Annotated in this window: 23 protein-coding genes; 2 read left to right on the forward strand and 21 right to left on the reverse strand. The window is 30.5% G+C overall.

What is annotated here, in order from left to right:
- Nucleotides 1-7: 7 nt before the first annotated feature.
- The 8 genes from ACTT9D_RS03720 to ACTT9D_RS03755 all read right to left on the reverse strand — a co-directional run bounded on the left by ACTT9D_RS03720 (nt 8) and on the right by ACTT9D_RS03755 (nt 6,527).
- Nucleotides 8-337 carry an AzlD domain-containing protein gene (locus ACTT9D_RS03720; protein ID WP_440930515.1) on the reverse strand — a complete coding sequence of 110 codons (330 nt, stop codon included), beginning with the start codon at nt 335-337 and terminating at the stop codon, nt 8-10.
- On the reverse strand, nt 327-1,031 hold the full coding sequence (locus ACTT9D_RS03725) for an AzlC family ABC transporter permease (protein ID WP_440930516.1): 705 nt from the start codon (nt 1,029-1,031) through the stop codon (nt 327-329). The genes ACTT9D_RS03720 and ACTT9D_RS03725 overlap by 11 nt, the downstream gene beginning before the upstream one ends.
- The gene (locus ACTT9D_RS03730) at nt 1,031-1,816 is read right to left on the reverse strand and encodes an ABC transporter ATP-binding protein (RefSeq protein WP_440930517.1); all 786 of its coding nucleotides are present in this window, start codon (nt 1,814-1,816) and stop codon (nt 1,031-1,033) included. Before ACTT9D_RS03730 ends, ACTT9D_RS03725 begins: the two co-directional genes overlap by 1 nt.
- Complete coding sequence (locus ACTT9D_RS03735) at nt 1,816-2,556, reverse strand: ABC transporter ATP-binding protein (RefSeq protein WP_014953583.1); 741 nt, start codon at nt 2,554-2,556, stop codon at nt 1,816-1,818. The genes ACTT9D_RS03730 and ACTT9D_RS03735 overlap by 1 nt, the downstream gene beginning before the upstream one ends.
- The gene (locus tag ACTT9D_RS03740) at nt 2,553-3,602 is read right to left on the reverse strand and encodes a branched-chain amino acid ABC transporter permease (RefSeq protein ID WP_440930518.1); all 1,050 of its coding nucleotides are present in this window, start codon (nt 3,600-3,602) and stop codon (nt 2,553-2,555) included. The genes ACTT9D_RS03735 and ACTT9D_RS03740 overlap by 4 nt, the downstream gene beginning before the upstream one ends.
- Nucleotides 3,602-4,495 carry a branched-chain amino acid ABC transporter permease gene (locus tag ACTT9D_RS03745; protein WP_440909880.1) on the reverse strand — a complete coding sequence of 298 codons (894 nt, stop codon included), beginning with the start codon at nt 4,493-4,495 and terminating at the stop codon, nt 3,602-3,604. The genes ACTT9D_RS03740 and ACTT9D_RS03745 overlap by 1 nt, the downstream gene beginning before the upstream one ends.
- Before the next feature lie 68 nt (nt 4,496-4,563).
- Nucleotides 4,564-5,805 carry an amino acid ABC transporter substrate-binding protein gene (locus ACTT9D_RS03750; protein ID WP_440930519.1) on the reverse strand — a complete coding sequence of 414 codons (1,242 nt, stop codon included), beginning with the start codon at nt 5,803-5,805 and terminating at the stop codon, nt 4,564-4,566.
- 107 nt (nt 5,806-5,912) lie between these two features.
- Entirely contained in the window at nt 5,913-6,527 is a 615-nt protein-coding gene (locus ACTT9D_RS03755) for a LysE family translocator (protein WP_440930520.1), read from the reverse strand.
- A gap of 124 nt (nt 6,528-6,651) precedes the next feature.
- Here ACTT9D_RS03755 and ACTT9D_RS03760 point away from each other — a divergent pair, with 124 nt between their 5' ends.
- Both ACTT9D_RS03760 and grxC read left to right on the forward strand, forming a co-directional pair.
- The gene (locus ACTT9D_RS03760) at nt 6,652-6,948 is read left to right on the forward strand and encodes a TIGR03643 family protein (RefSeq protein ID WP_440930521.1); all 297 of its coding nucleotides are present in this window, start codon (nt 6,652-6,654) and stop codon (nt 6,946-6,948) included.
- Nucleotides 6,949-6,951: 3 nt separating this feature from the next.
- Entirely contained in the window at nt 6,952-7,206 is a 255-nt protein-coding gene (gene grxC / locus ACTT9D_RS03765; protein ID WP_014953589.1) for a glutaredoxin 3, read from the forward strand.
- Here grxC and msrB read toward each other — a convergent pair whose 3' ends face one another.
- From msrB to ilvN, 13 genes are all read right to left on the reverse strand, one after another.
- Nucleotides 7,207-7,578 carry a peptide-methionine (R)-S-oxide reductase MsrB gene (gene msrB / locus ACTT9D_RS03770; protein WP_440930522.1) on the reverse strand — a complete coding sequence of 124 codons (372 nt, stop codon included), beginning with the start codon at nt 7,576-7,578 and terminating at the stop codon, nt 7,207-7,209.
- 3 nt (nt 7,579-7,581) lie between these two features.
- Nucleotides 7,582-8,475 carry a histone deacetylase family protein gene (locus ACTT9D_RS03775; RefSeq protein ID WP_440930523.1) on the reverse strand — a complete coding sequence of 298 codons (894 nt, stop codon included), beginning with the start codon at nt 8,473-8,475 and terminating at the stop codon, nt 7,582-7,584.
- Complete coding sequence (locus ACTT9D_RS03780; RefSeq protein ID WP_440930524.1) at nt 8,476-9,429, reverse strand: D-2-hydroxyacid dehydrogenase family protein; 954 nt, start codon at nt 9,427-9,429, stop codon at nt 8,476-8,478.
- Nucleotides 9,422-10,321 carry a DMT family transporter gene (locus ACTT9D_RS03785; protein WP_440930525.1) on the reverse strand — a complete coding sequence of 300 codons (900 nt, stop codon included), beginning with the start codon at nt 10,319-10,321 and terminating at the stop codon, nt 9,422-9,424. The genes ACTT9D_RS03780 and ACTT9D_RS03785 overlap by 8 nt, the downstream gene beginning before the upstream one ends.
- A complete protein-coding gene (locus ACTT9D_RS03790; RefSeq protein WP_440930526.1) occupies nt 10,322-11,566 on the reverse strand; it encodes an NAD(P)/FAD-dependent oxidoreductase in 1,245 nt (414 codons plus the stop codon).
- 60 nt (nt 11,567-11,626) lie between these two features.
- Nucleotides 11,627-12,745: a rod shape-determining protein RodA gene (rodA, locus tag ACTT9D_RS03795; protein ID WP_440930527.1), complete on the reverse strand. Its 1,119-nt coding sequence runs from the start codon at nt 12,743-12,745 to the stop codon at nt 11,627-11,629.
- 2 nt (nt 12,746-12,747) lie between these two features.
- Nucleotides 12,748-14,613: a penicillin-binding protein 2 gene (mrdA, locus tag ACTT9D_RS03800; protein ID WP_440930528.1), complete on the reverse strand. Its 1,866-nt coding sequence runs from the start codon at nt 14,611-14,613 to the stop codon at nt 12,748-12,750.
- On the reverse strand, nt 14,606-15,124 hold the full coding sequence (locus ACTT9D_RS03805) for a rod shape-determining protein MreD (protein ID WP_440930529.1): 519 nt from the start codon (nt 15,122-15,124) through the stop codon (nt 14,606-14,608). The genes mrdA and ACTT9D_RS03805 overlap by 8 nt, the downstream gene beginning before the upstream one ends.
- Entirely contained in the window at nt 15,117-16,373 is a 1,257-nt protein-coding gene (mreC, locus tag ACTT9D_RS03810) for a rod shape-determining protein MreC (protein ID WP_440930530.1), read from the reverse strand. The genes ACTT9D_RS03805 and mreC overlap by 8 nt, the downstream gene beginning before the upstream one ends.
- A gap of 11 nt (nt 16,374-16,384) precedes the next feature.
- On the reverse strand, nt 16,385-17,422 hold the full coding sequence (locus ACTT9D_RS03815) for a rod shape-determining protein (protein ID WP_440930531.1): 1,038 nt from the start codon (nt 17,420-17,422) through the stop codon (nt 16,385-16,387).
- A complete protein-coding gene (locus ACTT9D_RS03820; RefSeq protein WP_440930532.1) occupies nt 17,423-18,994 on the reverse strand; it encodes a 2-isopropylmalate synthase in 1,572 nt (523 codons plus the stop codon).
- A 78-nt stretch (nt 18,995-19,072) separates the two neighbouring features.
- A complete protein-coding gene (gene ilvC, locus ACTT9D_RS03825) occupies nt 19,073-20,095 on the reverse strand; it encodes a ketol-acid reductoisomerase (RefSeq protein WP_440930533.1) in 1,023 nt (340 codons plus the stop codon).
- A gap of 20 nt (nt 20,096-20,115) precedes the next feature.
- Nucleotides 20,116-20,664 (reverse strand): acetolactate synthase small subunit, encoded by a 549-nt coding sequence (gene ilvN, locus ACTT9D_RS03830; RefSeq protein WP_440930534.1) that lies wholly within the window; start codon nt 20,662-20,664, stop codon nt 20,116-20,118.
- Nucleotide 20,665: the final 1 nt, after the last annotated feature.

Below are 20,665 nucleotides of genomic sequence, written 5' to 3' on the forward strand. Positions count from 1 at the left end.
TAATTTATTATATTAAATTATTTAAAACCGACAACATAACAGCTGAAAAAATTGTAGGGATAACTAAGTTTTTTTTAGTTAAAATAAAAATTAAAATACAGCTAAAAAGTACAAATAATCTTATCAAGAGATCAGAGCCTGATAAAACTCCAGCTGGAAAAATTATCATTCTTCCAAGTAAAGCCGCTAGTGTGGAATATGCAACACAATTAAACCATTGAAAAACTTTTGATTGAACACTTACTTTTTCTGATGTTATTGCACCTAAAAATCTTGAGATAAAAGTTGCTAATGAAGTTACAATTATTGCAAATAAAATTAGATCATTATTTTCCATTTTTTTCTCCAAATAAAAATGCAAATGAACCAGCAATTATTCCTGCATATAAAATAGCCCACTCTGTTGAGTATAAATAAATTACAGGTCCTAAAATTGTTCCTCCAATTACTGATATTGATATACTTATATTTTTCATTGCCCCTATCATCATGCAAAAAAAATAAACTGGATTGACTATTGCTAATCCAATCATGATATCTTTATTCAAGTAATCAGCTAAGAGATAACCAATGACAGTAGATATAATTGCTGTTGACCAGGTGCCAACGCCTACTCCAATCCAAAAATCAATTCGATATTTTTGCTCAACTTTTTCATAACTTTCTTTTGCTACTAACCAAGATGATACTGCTAAAAAATGACAAGACAAAAGATATTTCCATCTTGGTTGTGATTTATGAGCCAATAATGGAAACAAAGAAACTGTCATTGGATATAATCTGAAGTTTACAAGCCAAACAGCAATAAAAATATTTATAAGAGAAGTTCCTATTAATAATGACTCTGCCATTACCAATTGTCCAGGTAATGCATACGTAAAAATACTTGAAGCAGCGCTTTGTTGTAGGTTAAATCCTGCATCTTTTAGCAATGCTCCTAGAGCAACAAAACAAGCTGCCAAAGAAATTGTTGGACTTCTTACACCAAGATTTGATTTAAGACCTTTAAAAAAGATTTCATGGTTAATCATTAACCACCTAGGAATAATCTACCTACGTCTGGATTACTTAATAGCTCATCCCCTTTACCTGCAATAGCAGTTTGACCTGAAACTAAAACATATCCAATGTCAGCGAACTCTAAACCTTTTTTAGCATTTTGTTCTACTAAGATAATTGTTTTCTTTTCATTTTGTTGAAGATCTCTTAAAATTTCAAACACCATATCAATATATCTTGGCTCCAAACCAATTGATGGTTCATCAACTAATAAAACACTAGGCTTCATAACTAGAGCTCTTGATATCTCTAGCAATCTTCTTTCACCACCTGATAAAACTTTTGCAGGTTGATTTCTTCTATTTCTAAGTCTTTCGTATTTTTCAAATATTTTCTCAGCTTCTTCATAAGACTCGTCTGTTTTATCTTTGATATAACCACCCATTAATAGATTTTCTTCAACAGTCATGTCTGGAAATACTGAATTGTCTTGTAATATGTATGCTATGCCTACAGACTTTAATTTTTCTGCAGGTGTTAAATTAGTTATTTCCTTTCCTTCAATTTCAATTTTTCCAGAAAAAATATTTGTAAATCCATAAATTGAGTGAAGTATTGTAGATTTTCCTGCTCCATTTGGACCAATTAAACATAATGATTGGGCCTTACTTACAAAAAGATCTAGATTATGAAGAATTTCCATTTTTCCATAACCTGCATTCAGCCCACTTATTGTTAAATGAACATTACTTGGAGAAAGTTTTTTTAAATCTTCGGGACCTGGAGCTTTGCCTAAAACTTCATACTGATTTCCCATTATTGTGCTCCCAAATAAGCATCTATTACTCGCTTATCATTTTTAATTTCATCTGGTGTGCCTTTGGCCAACATTTGTCCATGAGCTAAACAATGAATAGTTTGTGCCAATTGCATAATTACTCTCATATTATGTTCAATAACTAAAAGTGTAATCCCAAAGTCTTTATTAACTTTTATTAATCTATCGATGATACCATTTATTAATGTTGGATTTATTCCAGCTGTAGGTTCATCTAACAATAGCATTTCAGGTTCATTCATTAGTGCCATTGCTAATTCTAAAAGTTTTTGTTGACCAAAAGATAAATCACCGGCTCTTAATTTTCTTTTTTGATAAAGACCAACAAAGTTCAGAAGGTTTTCGGCTTTTTCAGTAAGTTCAGCTGGTACTTTTGAGAAAATTGACATTAAACTCTCATCGCTAGCTTTATGGCTGATCAACATGTTATCTACACAATTTAATTTACTGTAAATTCTTGTTTGTTGGAAAGTTCTAAGTAATCCCATTTTAGCAATTACTGGTACAGGTAATTCTGATACCTCTTTGCCATTAAACTTTATTGAACCTTGATCAATTGGATATGTTCCTACTATTGAATTGAATAGAGTAGTTTTTCCAGAGCCATTAGGACCAATTAAACCAACTATTGTTCCTTTCTCAACTGACATTGAAACATCTACGTTAGCTTTAACACCACCAAATGATTTACTTACATTACTAACTTCTAAAATACTCATTTTAATTCTATCTGTGCTTTTCGATCGGCTTCATCAACTATTTCACCAAATCTTTCTGGATATTTTTCCCTTAACCATCCCATTATGCCTTCTGGGAAATAAATTACGATTACTACAATTAAAACTCCTAGTGCCACGTACTGCCAGCCTAAGAAGAAAGTCCAAAAACCTTCTTTAAAAATATGAAATACAGTTGCTCCTATAATTGGACCCCACAAAGTTCCTTTCCCTCCTAATATTGCCATAAGAACCATAAAGACTCCCATTTCTCTTCCATCAAAAGCGACGTCAGTTGAGTCTATATAACCAACTAAGCCACCCATAATACCGCCAGCAAGACCACAGAAAAATGCGGATATCATCCATCCTGTAATTTTATATTTCATTGTTTGAATACCCATCGCTTCAGCTTTATCTTCATTGTCCCTGATGGCATTTAAAACCAATCTAAATCTTGTTGTGTATAAAAATTTAATTGCAATAAATGTTAAAACTAAAAGTCCAAAACTTAGAAAATAGAAAAACTCTCCTCTAGCTTCTGTTGTTCCTATTTCTGGAAAAGGAGGTGTTGTAAAACCTTGTCCAGCTCCGATAATTTCTATTCCTCCTGAAATTTCACCAGCTGCAATACCTAAACCTAAAGTACAAATTGCAAAATAATGACCTCTAAGTCCTAAAATTGAGTATCCAATAATTCCAGCAACTAAACAAGGGACCACTGCTGCAACTGCTAAACCTACACCAATTCCTTGAAAGAATTGTGTTGGTGTGTGAACAAAAGTTTTTTCTCCTCCACCCTCGGTCCATTCTGCTAATGGAAAAAACATTCCAACTTGAACTGATGCACATAAATACATTCCAAGTCCATAGAATAAAATATTACCAAAAGTATTATATCCCATCTCACCACCTTGAACGTTCCAAGTTGTTGCAAGAACAATCAATATACAAAGTATTGATAGCTGAACTTTAAAAGCAGGAAAAACAAATGGTGCTGCTAAACCAAAAATTAAAATGCCCAAATATAGTATTAAATTCTTATTCATTATTTTAGATACTCTCTTTTTCTAGAAAGTTTAAATCTTCTGTAAACTAAAATTAAAACTAATAATAAGAATACTGAACCAATTCTGAATTCAGTTCCTAAAATATAATCTGCAAACTCCTCAAATACACCTAATCCCATACCTGACATTGCAACTCCAGGTAAATTTCCTAAACCTGCAACAATAACGATCATGAAAGATCTAATTGTATAAGGTAGTCCCATGTAAGGATGAATTGTAAAAGTTATTGCAATTAACGCACCTGCAACACCACAAAGCGCAGCATTTATACCAAAAGTAGCAGCATAAACTTTCTCTGTATCTACTCCTAAAATCTTTGCTGCTCTTGCATTTTGAGCAGTTGCTCTAATTGCTCTACCTAATTTTGATTTTTTCATGTAAAGCACCAAACAAATAGCAAATATAATACTTATCACAGCAGAAAATATTTTTGAATTTGGTAAAGTTACAGAGTTGTCAAATAACATTGTTGTTCCGTAATGTGAATTCGCTAAAACTACATCGGCTCCAAATGCAAAGTTCATTAACTGCATCATTAAAATACTAATTCCAAATGTAGCTAAAATTGAAATGAACAGATCTCTATCTACTACTTTATTGATTACAGTTTTATAAATTCCCACTCCAACAAAGTACATTACTATCGGACATACTATTACTCCCCAAGCAGGGTGGATGCCTGATAGATACATAAAGTAAGCTATATACCCACCTAAAATCACAAGATCTCCTTGAGCAATGTTAATTATATTCATCACTCCCCATTGAAGAGCCATTCCATATGCTATCAGTGCAAATAAAATTCCTAACAACAATCCATCAAGCGTAGCTTGAACTGTTAACATGGGAGCTTGAAATACTAAAAAATCCATTATGTAAAAAAAATTGTTTTTATACAAAAATGCCCTCTAATACTAGAGGGCATTTTTCTTAATTTAGATTATCTTTCAGACCACTTTGGAATTGGGTGAATTAACTCTGCTGAAGCCCACTTAGTAGGAGCTACAACTTTGTTTTCACACTTGCTTCCATCGTCATTACACATAACTTGGAACAATACCATTGGCTTGTCTACATTTTGACCACCTGGTGCAAATTTAATATTTCCATAAAAAGTTTGCATATTAGTGTCAGCTAGAGCATCTCTTACTTTCTTTTTATCGAAAGAATTTGCTCTTTCAAATGCATCTTTGAAAACCAATAATGCAGCTGAAGACTCGGCAGCTTGATAAGGTGGCGCATATCCAAACTCTTTAGTAAAATCTGCATCATACTTTATACCATTACCAAAGAATTCATCTTTGTAAGTCAAAGTCTTGTGCCACTGAGAAGCACATAATGCAAACTCTGAGTTTTTACCATGTTGTTTTGATAATTTCGCAGCATCACAGTGTGTCATTGCTAACATTGGAACATCAACTTTCATCTCTGAAATTTGTCTGATTGCGGTTAAAGCTCCTTTAGTGTGACCAGAAACAACTAATACATCTGGCTTCACTGTTTTCACTTTAGCTAAAGTTGCAGCCATATCATTTAGTTCTTTTGGTAACTTATCATCAATGATAATTTTTGAACCAGTTCTCTCTGCGGCTTCTAAAACACCTAATCTAACGTCCTGAGAAAAAGCATCTTGTTCAAAAGCTTGTGCTATTTTAACTGGCTTACCACCATTTTTTTCTACTGCTAAGTCAATCGCTACATCAAGATATAAATTTGCTGGTGCTAAAACTGCAAATAAATATTTGTATCCTTTTGTAAATAAAGATCTAGATGCACCATTAGCCTCAACCATTGGTACTCCATATTTCTCAGTTACTGGAGCAATTGCTTTTGTTAATCCTGAAGAGTATGGGCCAAGCATAAACTCAACACCATCTTGAGAGATTAATCTTTCTGCAAGTTGCGCAGCTCTTTTAGGGTTAGATTCATCATCATAGTAGATAATTTCAAACTTATAAGTTTTGCCACCAACTTTGACACCACCCATGCTATTAATTCTATCAACAGCCATGTTGTAACCGTTTTGTGTATGAACTCCATTTGAAGAGTATTTACCTGTTAATGAAATCGCAGATCCTAAAATAATCTTATCACCTACTACTTTTGAAAATGAAGTAACTGATGAAGATAATAAAATCGCTAATGCAGAAATAAAACCTAAAAAGATTTTTGTTATTTTCATTTTATTTCCTTTGTTAATTAATTAATTAAGAGAAAATTAAAACTTATATTGTAATTTTTTTCAAGTAGGCACATATACATTTTAAAGAATAGGTGATGAGATTTAATCTAATATTTTTGAGTAAATACAATAATTAATGCAATTATAACTAAAACACTCGCAGAAATTGTATTTATTGTTTTTGGATTAGCAGTGATCCATTTAATTAATTTTTGTGCGAGCATTGCATAACCAATTAAAGATAAAAAATCTAAAACTACATAAGTTGTAATTAAAATTACAAATTGAGTTAATAAATTTGAATTAAAATCAATAAATTGTGGGAAAATAAATGGAAAAAACATCCAGGCCTTAGGACTTGTGCCTGCAACTAAAAAACCATCTCTGAAAAAAGATAAATTAGTTTTTTTTACCTCTTCTTTGTTTGATATATTTTTTGGACGCGACTTATAAATATCGTACGCAAGGTACAAAATATAAATAATACCTATCCACTTAAAAATATTTAGTATAGTCGAGCTTTCTGAAAAAAAAGATCCAATTACAAAAATGACTAATGTTGCTTGTATTAAATTTGCAGTTACATCACCTAATGCAGACCAAACACATTTACCTAGTCCATAATTCATTGAATATGAAATGATTACAATTCGTGGTGTCCCAGGAGTTATAAATAAGAAGATTATGATTTGAAGATAAAGTATGAAATCTAATGGGAGCATTTTTTAAAAAAAAAGATAGTCCTTAAAAACCGGGAGCTAAAGATGGCTAAGAAGGACTATCTGGAACATTTTAGCAAATCCTATATAAATTGCATTATCTATTTTTTAAAAAATTTCGAGGAAAATGAAAAAAAAAGGCAACCTACCAGTCACCAGGGTAAAAAATCCTGAGCCACCAATCGACGATCCTGATTGGATCATTTGGGCAGCTTGGGCCGACCGGATTACTTTCGAAGAAATTGAAAAAAAAACTGGAAAGTCAGAATCAGAAGTAATCAAAATAATGAGACGGACACTTAAGCCCTCCTCTTTTAGATTATGGAGAAAAAGAGTAAACCAAAAGAGTATCAAACATAGAAAAAAATTTGAATATTCTAGAAAACAAATAACTAGTAAAATTAAAAAAGGTGATTATCTATAACTCATGAAAAATATAACAATTTATACTGGTCCACTTTGTAATTATTGTGAGGCTGCAAAAAGATTACTTCAAAGAAATAATGCAACTTATAACGAAATAAACATTGCTACCGTAGATGGTGCAATGGATGAAATGATTAAAAGAGCAAATGGAAAAAGAACTATTCCACAAATCTTTTTTGATGATCAGCACATTGGTGGTTATGACGACATAAGAGCTTTAGAAAAAGAAAATAAGTTAGAAGAAATGCTAAAGTAATTATTCTTTAGGTTTAAAAACTAAACATACACCATTATTACAATATCTTTTTCCTGTAGGTTCAGGTCCATCATCAAATATGTGGCCATGATGGGCATCGCAATTTTTACAATGATATTCTGTTCGAGCATAACCTAAAAGATGATCTGTTTTTGTTTCAAAAACATCTGGTAGAGATTTAAAAAATGATGGCCAACCTGATCCACTTTCATATTTAGTTTCGCTATCAAATAATTTTATCCCGCAATTAGCACAATGATAACTTCCATCTCGTTTTTCATGGTTAAGTTTACTAGTTCCAGGAGGCTCAGTTCCATCCTCAAACATTACTAGTTTTTGTTCGGCAGTTAAGTTTGGATTTTTCTTTGACATTATTTAAATATACTTAGAACATGTTTCATGTAAATAAGAATGTAATTCAACTAATTTTTCAAAATTTTTGTTATAACCACCTCCTAAAACACCACATAAAGGTATTCGCTGAGAGAAAAAATTTTCTATAACTATTTGATCTCTCATTTTAACACCTTCGTCCGAAATTTTTAATTTTCCTAGACGATCATTAAAATGAATATCAACACCAGCTATATAAAATACAAAATCAAAAAAATATTGATTTAATTCATGTAAACACTGCTTTAATTTTTCTAAATATATCTTGTCTTCCGTATTATCCTCCAGTTCAACATCATAATTACTTAAAGATTTTTTAGCTGGATAATTAGTCTTAGAATGCATACTAAAAGTAAAAACATGATTATCATCTTTGAAAATTTCTGCATTTCCATTACCTTGATGAACATCTAAATCAACTATTAAAATTTTATTAGCCAGACCTCTTTCAATTAAATATTTTGCTGCAACAGCTACATCATTAAATACACAATAACCTGCTCCACCATTAAAGTTTGCATGATGACTTCCGCCAGCTGTGTTGCAACTAATTCCAGATTTAATCGCAAGTTTTGCTGATAAAACAGTGCCGCCTGTTGCAATAAAAGATCTTTTTACAACACTATCAACTAATGGAAATCCAATTTTTTTTACACCATCTTTATCTAAAGTCTTATTTTTTATGTTGTTTATGTAGTCTAGAGAATGAGCCTTACTTAGAGTTTCAATTGAGCAAGGAGAGGGATTTATGAACTCTTTAACTATTTTTTTTTCTTTTAAGTATTTTGCAAGTTCTGAAAATTTATTAATTGGAAATTTGTGATTATCTCCAATTTTCGCAAAGTAATCCTTATGATTAACTACAGGTAGACCCATTTATTTTTCAATAACTCTGATGGGTTTCCCATCTACACAGGCTTCTAGTGCTTCGATCATTTGAGTGTAAAATATGTGATAATTTTCAGCTGTTACATATCCTATATGTGGAGTTAATAAAGCGTTAGGTAAAAATCTAAGTTTATTATTTTCAGGTAACGGTTCTTTTTCATAAACATCTAATCCTGCACCTGCAATTACGTTTGTAGATAATGCTATAATTAAATCATCTTCATTAACAATAGGGCCTCTTGAAGTGTTAATTAAAAAAGAGGTTTTTTTCATCTGATCTAATTCTTTTAGTGTAATGCAATCTTTGTATCTTTGCCCTCCTTGTACGTGGATAGATAAAAAATCAGAATTTTTTATTAAATCTTCTTTACTACATGGCAAAACATCTAATTCCTTACATGTGTCTAAGTTTAAATTTTCACTCCATGCCATAACTTGCATACCAAAAGCTTTTCCAATTTTTGCAACTTGTGATCCAACTCTTCCAAGACCAAGCAAACCTAAAATTTTACCTTTGAGCTCAACCCCAATTGTAGTTTGCCAGTATCCTTGGTACATATTATCAATCTCTTCTTTAAGATTTCTTGCTAAGCCTAAAATTAAAGCCCAAGTCAACTCTGGTGTTGGATGTATATTAATTTCAGTGCCACAAACCAATATATTTTTTTTTTTTGTAGCTTCTAAATTTATTGATTTATTTCTGCTACCACTTGAAATTATAAATTTAAGCTTTGGGAGATTATTTATTAAACTCTCAGTCATTGGAGTTCTCTCTCTCATTATGAGTAAAGCTTCAAAATCAGCTAATTGCTCAATAGCATCGTCTTCATTTTCAAAAGGTTCGCTGAATATCTTAAACTCATATTTTCCAGATAATTTTTCTAAATCTACAAATTGTTGAGATACGTTTTGATAATCATCTAATATTGCAACTTTAAGCATTTTTAATTTTTCTATTTGATAAAATTATTCCTGTTAAAATAAAAATTGCGCCAAGAATATGATAAAACATAAATTTTTCATTAAAAATAATCATTGCCATTATTGCACTTAATATTGGCATTAAATGTAAAAAAACTCCTGATCTGTTAGCACCAATCATTGAAATACCTTTTATCCATAGAATAAATGAAGCAAGGCCTGGAAATAAAACAACATAGCTTAAAATTAATATAAATGGTTTTTTAACCTTAATAATGTGGCCTAACTGATACTCAATAAAATAGATTGGTATTAAAAATATAAGACCAAAAGTTATTATAACTTCTAACAAACTAAGTTGTGAAAGTTCATATTTTTGCTTTTTTAGTAAAGCAGAATATAAAGCCCATGAAAACATAGCAATAACCATTGTCAAATCACCTTTATTAAAATCTAAACTTAAGAGAACTCCTAAGTTTGCTTTTGTAATAATTAACAATACACCAGTGAAAGAAAAAATTACTCCTAAAATTTGAAAAATATTTGTTTTTTCAATTTTCAAAATCGATGAAATAAAAATTATCATTACTGGTATGGTAGAGATCATTAAAACTCCACTAATTACCTGAGTAAAGTTAAGTGAATAATAAACAATAGAGTTAAAAATTGTGATGCTCGTAATTCCTAAAATAATGAATAATTTTAAATTATTAACAATATAGTCTCGTTTTTTAATTATCTCTGAAAGCGTAAATGGTGCTAATATTAACCAAGCAAAAAACCATCTATAAAAATTTAATGAAAAAGGTGGAACATCATAAAAACTAGCAAATTTTCCAACGATAAAATTGCCTGCCCAAAAAGTAACGGTTAAAAATAGAAATACATAAGCAATATTTAATTTATTGCTCACTTAACTGAATCTAGATGAACTATATGGGTTTAAATTTAAATTAGTATTTTCTTCAGCAATCATACCTGAAACTATCTTTCCAGATATTGGTCCTAATGTCCATCCTAAATGATGATGTCCAAAACAATAAAAAATATTTTTATATTTTTTAGAAGGACCCATTACAGGTAAAAAATCAGGTAATGTTGGTCTAAATCCCAACCATTCATCTTCATGATCAGGTAAGTCTCCAAACATATATTTTGCGTTATTTATTAAATTTTTTATTCTAGATTTTGAAAGAGGATTTTCTAAACCACCAAATTCTACTGTTCCAACAACCCTCAATCCTTGTTCCATAGGAGTAACACCAAAACCTCTATTCTGAAAAATTACTGGACGACTTAATAAATGATCACAATTTTTAAAATGAACGTGATATCCTCTTTCTGTATCTAGTGGAATTTTTTCACCTAAGTTATCTGTAAGCTTTTTAGAAAATGCTCCACACGCTATAACAGCCTTATCAAATACAAAACGTTGTGCCTCGGTTATAAAAGTAGGTTTATCTCCATCAAATTCTATATCCTTAATATTTAATTTATTAAATTTTCCTCCTTTTTTCATAAAGAGATCAAAAAACTTTAATAAAATTTTTTTTGGATTTCTTGCATGTCTTGCATAAGGATAAAAAACTCCAGCGTGATAAAATGGTCTTATATGAGGTTCCAAATCATGTATCTCATGTTTGTTAACTAGTTGCTGTTCTACTCCTAATTCTTCTCTGACTTTTATTTCAAGTTCTCTACTTTTTAAATCTTTATCATTCCAAATATAAAGTATACCCTTGTTTTCAACTAATCCCTCTAGATCATCAATCTCATCAAAAATTTCATCATATGCAGGTAAAGCTAAATCCAAAATTTGATGCATATTTTCAGCTGTATGCATCATTTTACTTTTTGTTGTATTTAATAAAAATTTTACAAACCAAGGAATCATTTTTGGAACATAATTCCATTTAAGCGCTAAAGGTCCACTAGAACTCATAAGCATAGCAGGCACATCTAAAAGAATATCAGTTCTATTTAAAGATAGAGATGCGTATGGAGAAAAATGACCTGCATTACCATATGAAGCAGCAGGACTTCCAGGTTCATCCCTGTCAAAAATAGTTACATCAAAACCTTTCTTTTGAAGAAATAGTGCATTTGATACACCTTGAATACCTGATCCTATAATGCCTACTTTTAAAGATTTAGTCATTTAAAAGATATACTATTAAAGACCTATTTTTTTTAAGCGACAAATTATACTGTGCTTAAATTATGATATATTTTGATTGTGATTAATCTTCGCACTTAGAACTATTGAAAAACCAATCATAGTAGCAAGCAAGGAGGAACCACCATAGGACATTATTGGCAAAGGTGAACCAACTATAGGTAGTAATCCCAAAACCATAGACATGTTAATTGAAACATATAAAAAAATTGCAAATGCAAAACCGAAACAAAATAGTCTTGAAAAGAAACTTCTTGAAATCAAACCAGTTCTAATAATTCGATATATTATCAAACCATACAGCAGTAATAAAAGTATAGATCCTACAAATCCAAATTCTTCAGAAAATAAAGTAAATATAAAGTCAGTATGTTTTTCAGGTAAAAAATCTAAATAACTTTGAGTTCCTTTTAAAAAACCTTTTCCGGTTAAACCGCCAGACCCTACCGCAATTTTTGATTGGATAATTTGATACCCTGATCCTAAAGGATCTCTATCAGGATCAATAAATGTTAAAATTCTTAATTTTTGATATGGTTTTAAAAATGAAATAGCAAATGGAAGTGAAATTAAAAATAATATAAACGAATAAACAAAATATTTAATCCTCAAACCTGATAACCATAAAATAATTAGACCAGATAATGAGATTAAAATTGAGGTACCAAGATCAGGTTGTGTAATAACTAAAATTGTTGGAACAATTATAATTGTTAATGAAACTAAAATCGTAGAAAAATGATTTATTCTTTCTGTTCTAATTCTGTGAAAATATTTAGCTAAACAAAGTATAACTGCAATTTTCATTAACTCCGATGGTTGAAGATTTAAAAAGTATAAATTTATCCATCTTTTTGAGCCCGAAGCTTGAACACCGTACAAAGCAACCCAAATCAATAAACCAAGTATTATTAAATAAAAGAGATAGCTTCCCGCATGCCAAAACTTGATATTAACAAACGATAATATCAACATCATTGGGAAAAAAATTGAAAATTTAACAAAATGACTTTTTGTGTGAAACAAAATTTCACCACCGTCTGTAGAGTACATTGCAAATATACTGATTACTCCAAGAATTAAAATGCTCATTAATAAGAGGTAATCATAATCTCTTAACTTTTGAAAAAATGAAGTATTTTGAGAAAAATTATTTTGCATTTTTAAATATCTAAAAATTTATTATCTTTTGCTTCCTCTCTTAGCTTGTGTCTATCGATTATTAACTTAAATAACTTTTTAGCCATTGGTGCAGCAGTTGTTCCACCTGATCCACCATGTTCAATTATAATACTCAAAGCGTAACGAGGATTTTCAGTAGGTCCATATGCAACATATAATGCATGGTCTCTTTGTTCATAAGGAATTTCTGATGTTTTTAAATCAAGTTCCCTTTCTTCTGCTGTAATCCTTTTAACTTGTGCAGTTCCAGTTTTGCCTGCAAAACGATATTTTGGATCATTTATTCTAGAAGAATAAGAAGTTCCCATAACTTCATTTGTTGAGCTAAAAATTGAATCCTGAATAATTTTAATATTTTTCTTTTCTTTAAATAATGGTTCATACTTGTCTAAAAAATTGGTTTCTGTATCAACGGTGATTTTTGGGTAAATTTTATATCCACCATTGGCAATTTGGGCTGTCATCAAACAAAGTTGAATTGGGGTTGTTTGAATATATCCTTGACCAATTCCAGTAATCATAGTTTCTCCTAATAACCATCCACTTCCAAGTGCATTTTTTTTCCATTGAGTGTTAGGAACAAGACCTTTTTTTTCATTGAAAAATAAGTTTTCAAATACTCTTTCACCAAGTCCAAATTTTTTGGCTGTTTCACTTAATCTATCAACTCCAAGTCTTCTTGCTATCTCATAGAAATATGTATCACAAGATTGTTTCATCGCATTTTTTAAACTTACAAATCCATGTCCTTTTTTCTTCCAACAGTGATATGTTTGACCGTACATTTCTGTTTTACCTTCACACTTTACAGTAAACTGAGGGCTAACAATTTTATTTTCTAAAGCAGATAAAGCGACAATTGGTTTAATCGTAGAACCAGGAGAGTATTTACCACTGATAGTTTTATTTACTAAAGGTTTTAATGGATTGTTTCTGATTAATTGCCAATCATCTTGATTGATACCAAATAAAAATAAATTTGGATCGAAAGATGGTGCAGATTGCATAGCTATAATCTCACCTGTATAAATATCCATTACACAAATGGAACCAGCTCTATCTTTTAGTAAATCACTACAATATTTTTGTATCTCAGTATCTATGGTTAATCTTATATTTTTACCTTTTGATCCTTTTTGTAATTCAATCTGATTTATTTTCTTACCATAAGCATTTACTTCAAATCTTTGAATATCATTTTCTCCAAGCAATTCTTTTTCAAATGCTTTTTCTAGTCCAGTTTTTCCAACTCTTAATCCAGGAACAAATTTATTTTTAATGTCTTCATTTTCTGAAACATCATTTTCATTAGCTTGGCTTACGTATCCAAGTACATGCGTAAAATCTTCTTTATGAGGATAAATTCTTGTTATTGATAAAACTGACTTTACGCCAGTTAATTCATATAAGTAACTATTAACTCTTGAAAATTGTTCCCACGTCAAATTATCAGATACTACTATAGTATCCCATGGCTTAACTTCATTTTTTTTCTTTAATAATCTTTGAAATTGTTTGTCCGACATATTCAAAATATTTTTCAATCTTAAAGAAACATATCTAAAGTTTTCAACTTGTTCTGGGATTAAATGAAGTTGATATACTTCATTGTTTCCAGCTACTGTTTTTCCGAAATAATCTAAAAATTCACCTCTTACAGGAGGGAGTTTAGACTCTCTAATTCTATTTTTATCTGATAAAGTAAGATATTTATTTTTATCTTTAACTTGTAATGAATAAAGTCTAGTTGAAAGACCTAAAAAAACTAAGATCTTTGCAGCAGTGACGATAAATAATCTTCTATTAATTAAGTTAACTTTTGTTACATTATCGCTAATATTAAACATCAGATTTTCCTATAAATTTTTTATAATAAAGACCAAAAACAAAATAAAAGAAAAAGAACAATAAAAATGTTGTAAAATTGTTTACAAGAAGAAATCGATAATCAATTAAAACTCCAAAATATAAATATAAGACTAAATAGTTAATAGAGTTTGCAACAGAAATAGTTATTAGAAAGAATAACCAATCTTTCATAATCGTAGGTCTTAATGTGATACTTCTAAAATAAGATGAAAAAACACAAATTATCATATAACAAAAACTACTAAGTCCTAATGGCAAGCCTGTAACAGTATCGTTTATTAATCCTGCTATAAAAATTAATCCATATCCAAAATGATCAATTGCTTTCAAAGTACAAAAAAATATTAAAATATATGCAAAATTAAATGATAAAAAAGGAACACCAAAATAGTTTGCATCGAATTCATTAAAAACACTAATAAATAACAAAAGAAGAGGAAAAACTTTTAAGAAACTTCGAAAAAACGTATTTTGTCTTAAATCAGTCATTTGTTTTTATACCTCTTCTTAAAACGCATTTTCTATATTCAGGAGTTCCAACTTTAAATCCTTTTGAAATAATAGTTTTTTTTGTACACTTAGGTCCGTACTCTAAATTGAGTTTTAAAAAATTATATTCTTCTTCATCAATTTTATGAGAATTGATAACTTTTAATTGATCATTAATTTTTTTTTCTGATTGGAAAAGTTTTTTTTGAATTTGGGATAATTGTTCTTTTAATTTTAAATTTTCAGCTTCAATTTGAGTTCTTATTTGGTCATTAATTTCTTTTTCTTGAACTAAAGCTTCTAATCTTTCATTTAGTTGAACAGGGCTTGGTCCTTTAAATAATATCCCCTCTTTCCAAGAATTATCTGTTTCTGAGATTTCATTTTCGTTTTGTTTTTCAACTTTCTCGAATGAAGCTACTGAAACATATTGTAGCTGAGAAAAATCACTAAAAAATTGAATCTTCACATCATCAGTCGTTTGATCAAAATCAATAACTTTACCAATTGGTATACCACTTTTAATGAGACCACCCGTCCCTGAAGTGTATATAATTGAGTCATTTGAAATTTTATTTAAATGTATTTTTTTTAGATAATTAACTTTTGCAAAATCATCACTGGTTCCAGTTGCAATCGCTTGTAAATTTCCTGGTGAAATTGAAATTGGAATATTTGAATTAATATCAGATAAAAGTAACACTCGTGAAGTATTAAAATTTACCTCAATTATTTTACCTACTAAATAATTTTGATCTAAAACTACCATTCCAACTTTTACTCCATCTCTTGATCCTTTATTAATTACAAAAGATTTTAAATATGGGCTGTTATTATCAATAATTATTTTTGAATAAATTATTTCACTTGAAACTAAATAATCATCTAATTGTTCTCTAAGTTTTTGATTTTCAAATTCTAATATTTTTAAAGATACGTCTTTAGATTTAAAATCTGCTAATTCATCTTCAAGAATCATTACTTTAGTATGAACTTTAAGATGATGATCAAATTCTTCTGCAATACTACTTAACGCTTTTTCGGGAGCAGATATTACAAATGATCCTCTGTAGATAACTTCATTTATTGTCGATTTAACAAATGAAATTATTTTAAAATTTTGATTGGTTAAGAATAAAACAAATATTGATAGAAAAATTAGAGATAATAATGAAAATCTTTGTTTAGTTTGTTTTTTTAAAAAAGCAGATCGTATTGCTATTACGAAATCATCTCTGCTTACACTCATTTTTCATATTCCTAATACTCTGAAAGCATTGTTGAAAAAATCTCTTCTTGCTCGAGAGCTTTTCCTGTACCAATAGCAACACATGACAATGGATCATCTGCAATATGAACCGGTAGACCAGTTTCTTTAGAAAATCTTTTATCAATATTTTTTAATAAAGAACCACCTCCAGTTAATGTTAAACCCATATCAACTAAATCTGCAGACAATTCTGGTGGTGTATTTTCAAGTGCATCTTTTATGCCATTAACCATGTCTCTTAAAATATCATTTAATGCTTCTGCTGTATCTTCTTCTGTTATATTGACTTCCTTAGGTGTACCAGATCTTAAATCTCTTCCTTTAACAGCATAGGTATTATTATTAGAAGGGATTGCAGTTCCAATTTCTTTTTTAATTTTTTCTGCAGTACTATCACCAATCATAAGATTGTATTCCTTTCTCATATAATTAACCATAGCAGTGTCCATTGCATCTCCAGCTACTCTTAATGATTTAGAATAAACTAAACCTCCAAGAGACATCACTGCGATTTCGCTAGTACCACCTCCAATATCTACAACCATTGAGCCAGTTGCTTCAGAAATTGGTAAGCCAGCACCGATTGCAGCAGCTATAGGTTCTTCAATTAACTGCACTCTTCTAGCGCCCGCTGCTAAGGCACTGTCTTGAATTGCCTTACGTTCTACAGGTGTAGATCCTGTAGGCACACAAATTAAAATTCTTGGATTTGCAAACGTGCTTCCTTTATGAACTTTCTTAATAAAGTGTTTAATCATTTCTTCAGTGACTATAAAATCAGCAATAACTCCATCTCTTAAAGGTCTAATTGCACTTATGTTACCAGGCGTTCTTCCAAGCATTGTTTTTGCTTCGTCACCAACTGCTAATACATTTTTCTTACCACCTCCGTTATCAACGATTGCAACAACAGATGGTTCATTTAAAACTACACCTTCACCTTTTACTACTACAAGAGTATTTGCAGTTCCAAGATCTATAGCCATATCTTGACTCCACATTGCTTTCATTTTATTAAAAAAACTCATTTAAATTCCTTTCACCTTTTTTTCTTCCTGATCCATAGGAGCAGTTTTTTCTCTTTTAATAATCATTTTATTCAATGCACTAATATAAGCGTTTGCTGAAGCAACTAACGTATCAGTATCTGCCGCTTGTCCAACAGTAGTTTTTCCATTTTCCTCAATACGAACACTTACTGTTGCTTGTGCATCTGTTCCTTCTGTAACTGCATGTACTTGATATAATTGTAAGTTAACATCATGAGGGTATAAATTTTTGATACATTTAAATATGGCATCTACTGGTCCATCACCAGTTTCTGTTGCAGATTTTACTTCTCCATTTACATCTAAAGTCATATCTGCTTTTTGTGGTTCTCCAGTTCCAGCAAATACTTTTAAAGATTTCAATGAAATCGTGTTTGATTTATTATCAATAATTAAACTATCATCAACTAAAGCAATTATATCTTCGTCGTATATATGTTTTTTCTTATCAGCTAAAATTTTAAATTTTCCAAACGCATTTTCAATTATATCATCAGTTATATCTGCATAGCCTAGACTTACTAGCTTGTCTTTAAATGCGTGTCTTCCAGAGTGCTTACCCATTACTAATGATGTTTGTTTCACTCCAACACTTTCAGGTGTCATAATTTCATAAGTATTTCTGTTCTTTAACATTCCATCTTGATGAATACCTGACTCATGGGCAAATGCATTTTTTCCAACTATTGCTTTATTATATTGAACTGGAAAACCAGTAACATTTGAAACAAGTTTTGAAGCTTTACTCAATAGAGTTGTATTAATTCCAGTTTCATATGGCATTAAATCATTTCTTGTTCTAATAGCCATTACAACTTCTTCTAATGCTGCATTACCTGCTCTTTCACCAATTCCATTAATTGTACATTCAATTTGTCTTGCACCTGCTTGAACTCCTGCTAGTGAATTTGCTACAGCTAAACCTAAATCATTATGACAATGAGTTGATAAAATTGCTTTATCAATGTTTGGAACTTTATTTAATAATGTATTTATTATTGTAGTAAACTCAGAAGGAACTGTGTAACCGACTGTATCAGGAATATTAATTGTTGTAGCACCACTAGCAATAGCAAGCTCTACAGTTTTACACATATAATCCATGTCTGTTCTTGTTCCATCTTCACAAGACCACTCAACATCATCAGTTAAATTTCGTGCATATGAAACATGTTCTTTAATAGAATCGTAAACTTGTTCTGGAGTTTTATTTAACTTGTGTTTCATATGAAGTGGGCTTGTAGAAATAAAAGTATGAATTCTAAATCTTGGAGCATGTTTCAAAGCTTCATAACATCTATCAATATCTTTTTTTGAATGTCTTGATAAACCACAAGGAATTGATTTTTTTAAAACTTTACTAATTGCAGTTACCGCCTCAAAATCACCAGGAGACGCAATTGGAAAACCAGCTTCAATTATATCAATACCCAATTCATCAAATACTCTTGCTATTTGAATTTTTTCTTCAAGACTCATTGATGCGCCTGGAGATTGTTCTCCATCTCGCATGGTTGTATCAAATATAATTACTCTATCTTTATCGCTCATAACAAATTTTTGAATGAAAACGACAATACAATCTATAATAGAGATTGTAAATTATTATGTTTAATTTTGGATATATTTTTAACTTTTGTCGCTATCAACAAGTTTCTTTTTACCAATCCAAGGCATCATAGCTCTCAGTTTGGTACCTACTTGTTCAATAGAATGATCAGCTAAATCTTTTCTTGTTTTTAAGAAGTTTTTCTGACCATTTTTGCACTCATCCATCCATTGTTTGGTAAACTTACCTGACTGGATGTCAGCTAGAACTTCTTTCATTCTTTTTTTAGTCTCTTCTTTATTGACTATTCTTGGGCCTGAAACATATTCACCATATTCAGCAGTGTTTGATATAGAATAATTCATATTTGCTATTCCACCTTCATATATCAGATCAACAATTAATTTAACTTCATGCAAACATTCAAAGTAAGCCATCTCAGGTTCATAACCAGCTTCAACTAAAGTTTCATAACCATTTTTGATTAGTTCAACCAAGCCACCACATAAAACTGTTTGTTCGCCAAATAAATCTGTTTCACACTCATCCTTAAATGTAGTTTCAATTATTCCTGATCTTCCACCACCAATAGCTGAAGCGTAAGATAAAGCTAAATCTCTTGCTTTACCTGTTCCATCTTGATGAACAGCCATCAAACAAGGAACACCACCACCTCTTTCATATTCACTTCTTACTAAATGACCTGGGCCTTTAGGTGCAACCATAAAAACATCTAAATCTTTTCTTGCGTTTATTAAGTTGTAATGAATATTCAAACCATGAGCAAAAGCTAAACTAGTTCCTTCTCTAACTCTCTGTTCGATATGATTTTGGTAAATTGTTGCTTGGAGTTCGTCTGGAGTTAATATCATACAAACGTCAGCCCACGCAGCTGCATCTGATAAGCTCATTACTTTTAATCCTTTAGACTCTGCTTTAGCTTTACTTGCTGATCCATCTCTTAGCGCTACAACAACTTCTTTCACACCACTATCTTTTAAATTTAATGCATGAGCGTGTCCTTGGCTACCATAGCCAAATATAGCAACTTTTTTTTCTTTGATCAGATTTACATCAGCATCTTTTTCATAAAACATTTTCATTTTTATTCTCCTTTAAATAATTAATTAAAAACTTTATCCCCTCTAGTCATTGCTACTGCACCTGTTCTTGAAGCACTGATCAATCCTAATGGTTTAAGTTTAACACTCATTTTGTCAATTTCTCTTCTTAGTGCTGTAATTTGAATTACTGCAGAATTTTTTGTTTTATCTAATATTACTGGATTAAACTTTTTACAAGCGTTTAAACACTTGTCTATCTTATTTTTTTTAGCAACAATCTTAAATAAAGCCATTTCTTTAAATATCACCGACTTATCTTCTCTTTTAAAGTCAGCAACCTTATGAACTGGCACTAATTTTCTTAGCTGAAGTTTAATTTGATCAATGACTTGGGGTGTTCCAGTTGTAACTATTGTTATTCTTGATATGTTTTTTTTTGAGTCAATTTCTGCAACCGCTAAAGACTCAATATTATAACCTCTGCCAGAAAACAAACCAACTACACGAGCTAAAACTCCTGCTTCATTATCAACCCATACAACAATTATATGTGTATCAAGTTTTTCCTTTTTTGTTGCAACGCTGTAGGCTGATTTAGATTTTACCATT

Source organism: Candidatus Pelagibacter sp. (assembly GCF_052049815.1).
Taxonomy (GTDB): Bacteria; Pseudomonadota; Alphaproteobacteria; order Pelagibacterales; family Pelagibacteraceae; genus Pelagibacter.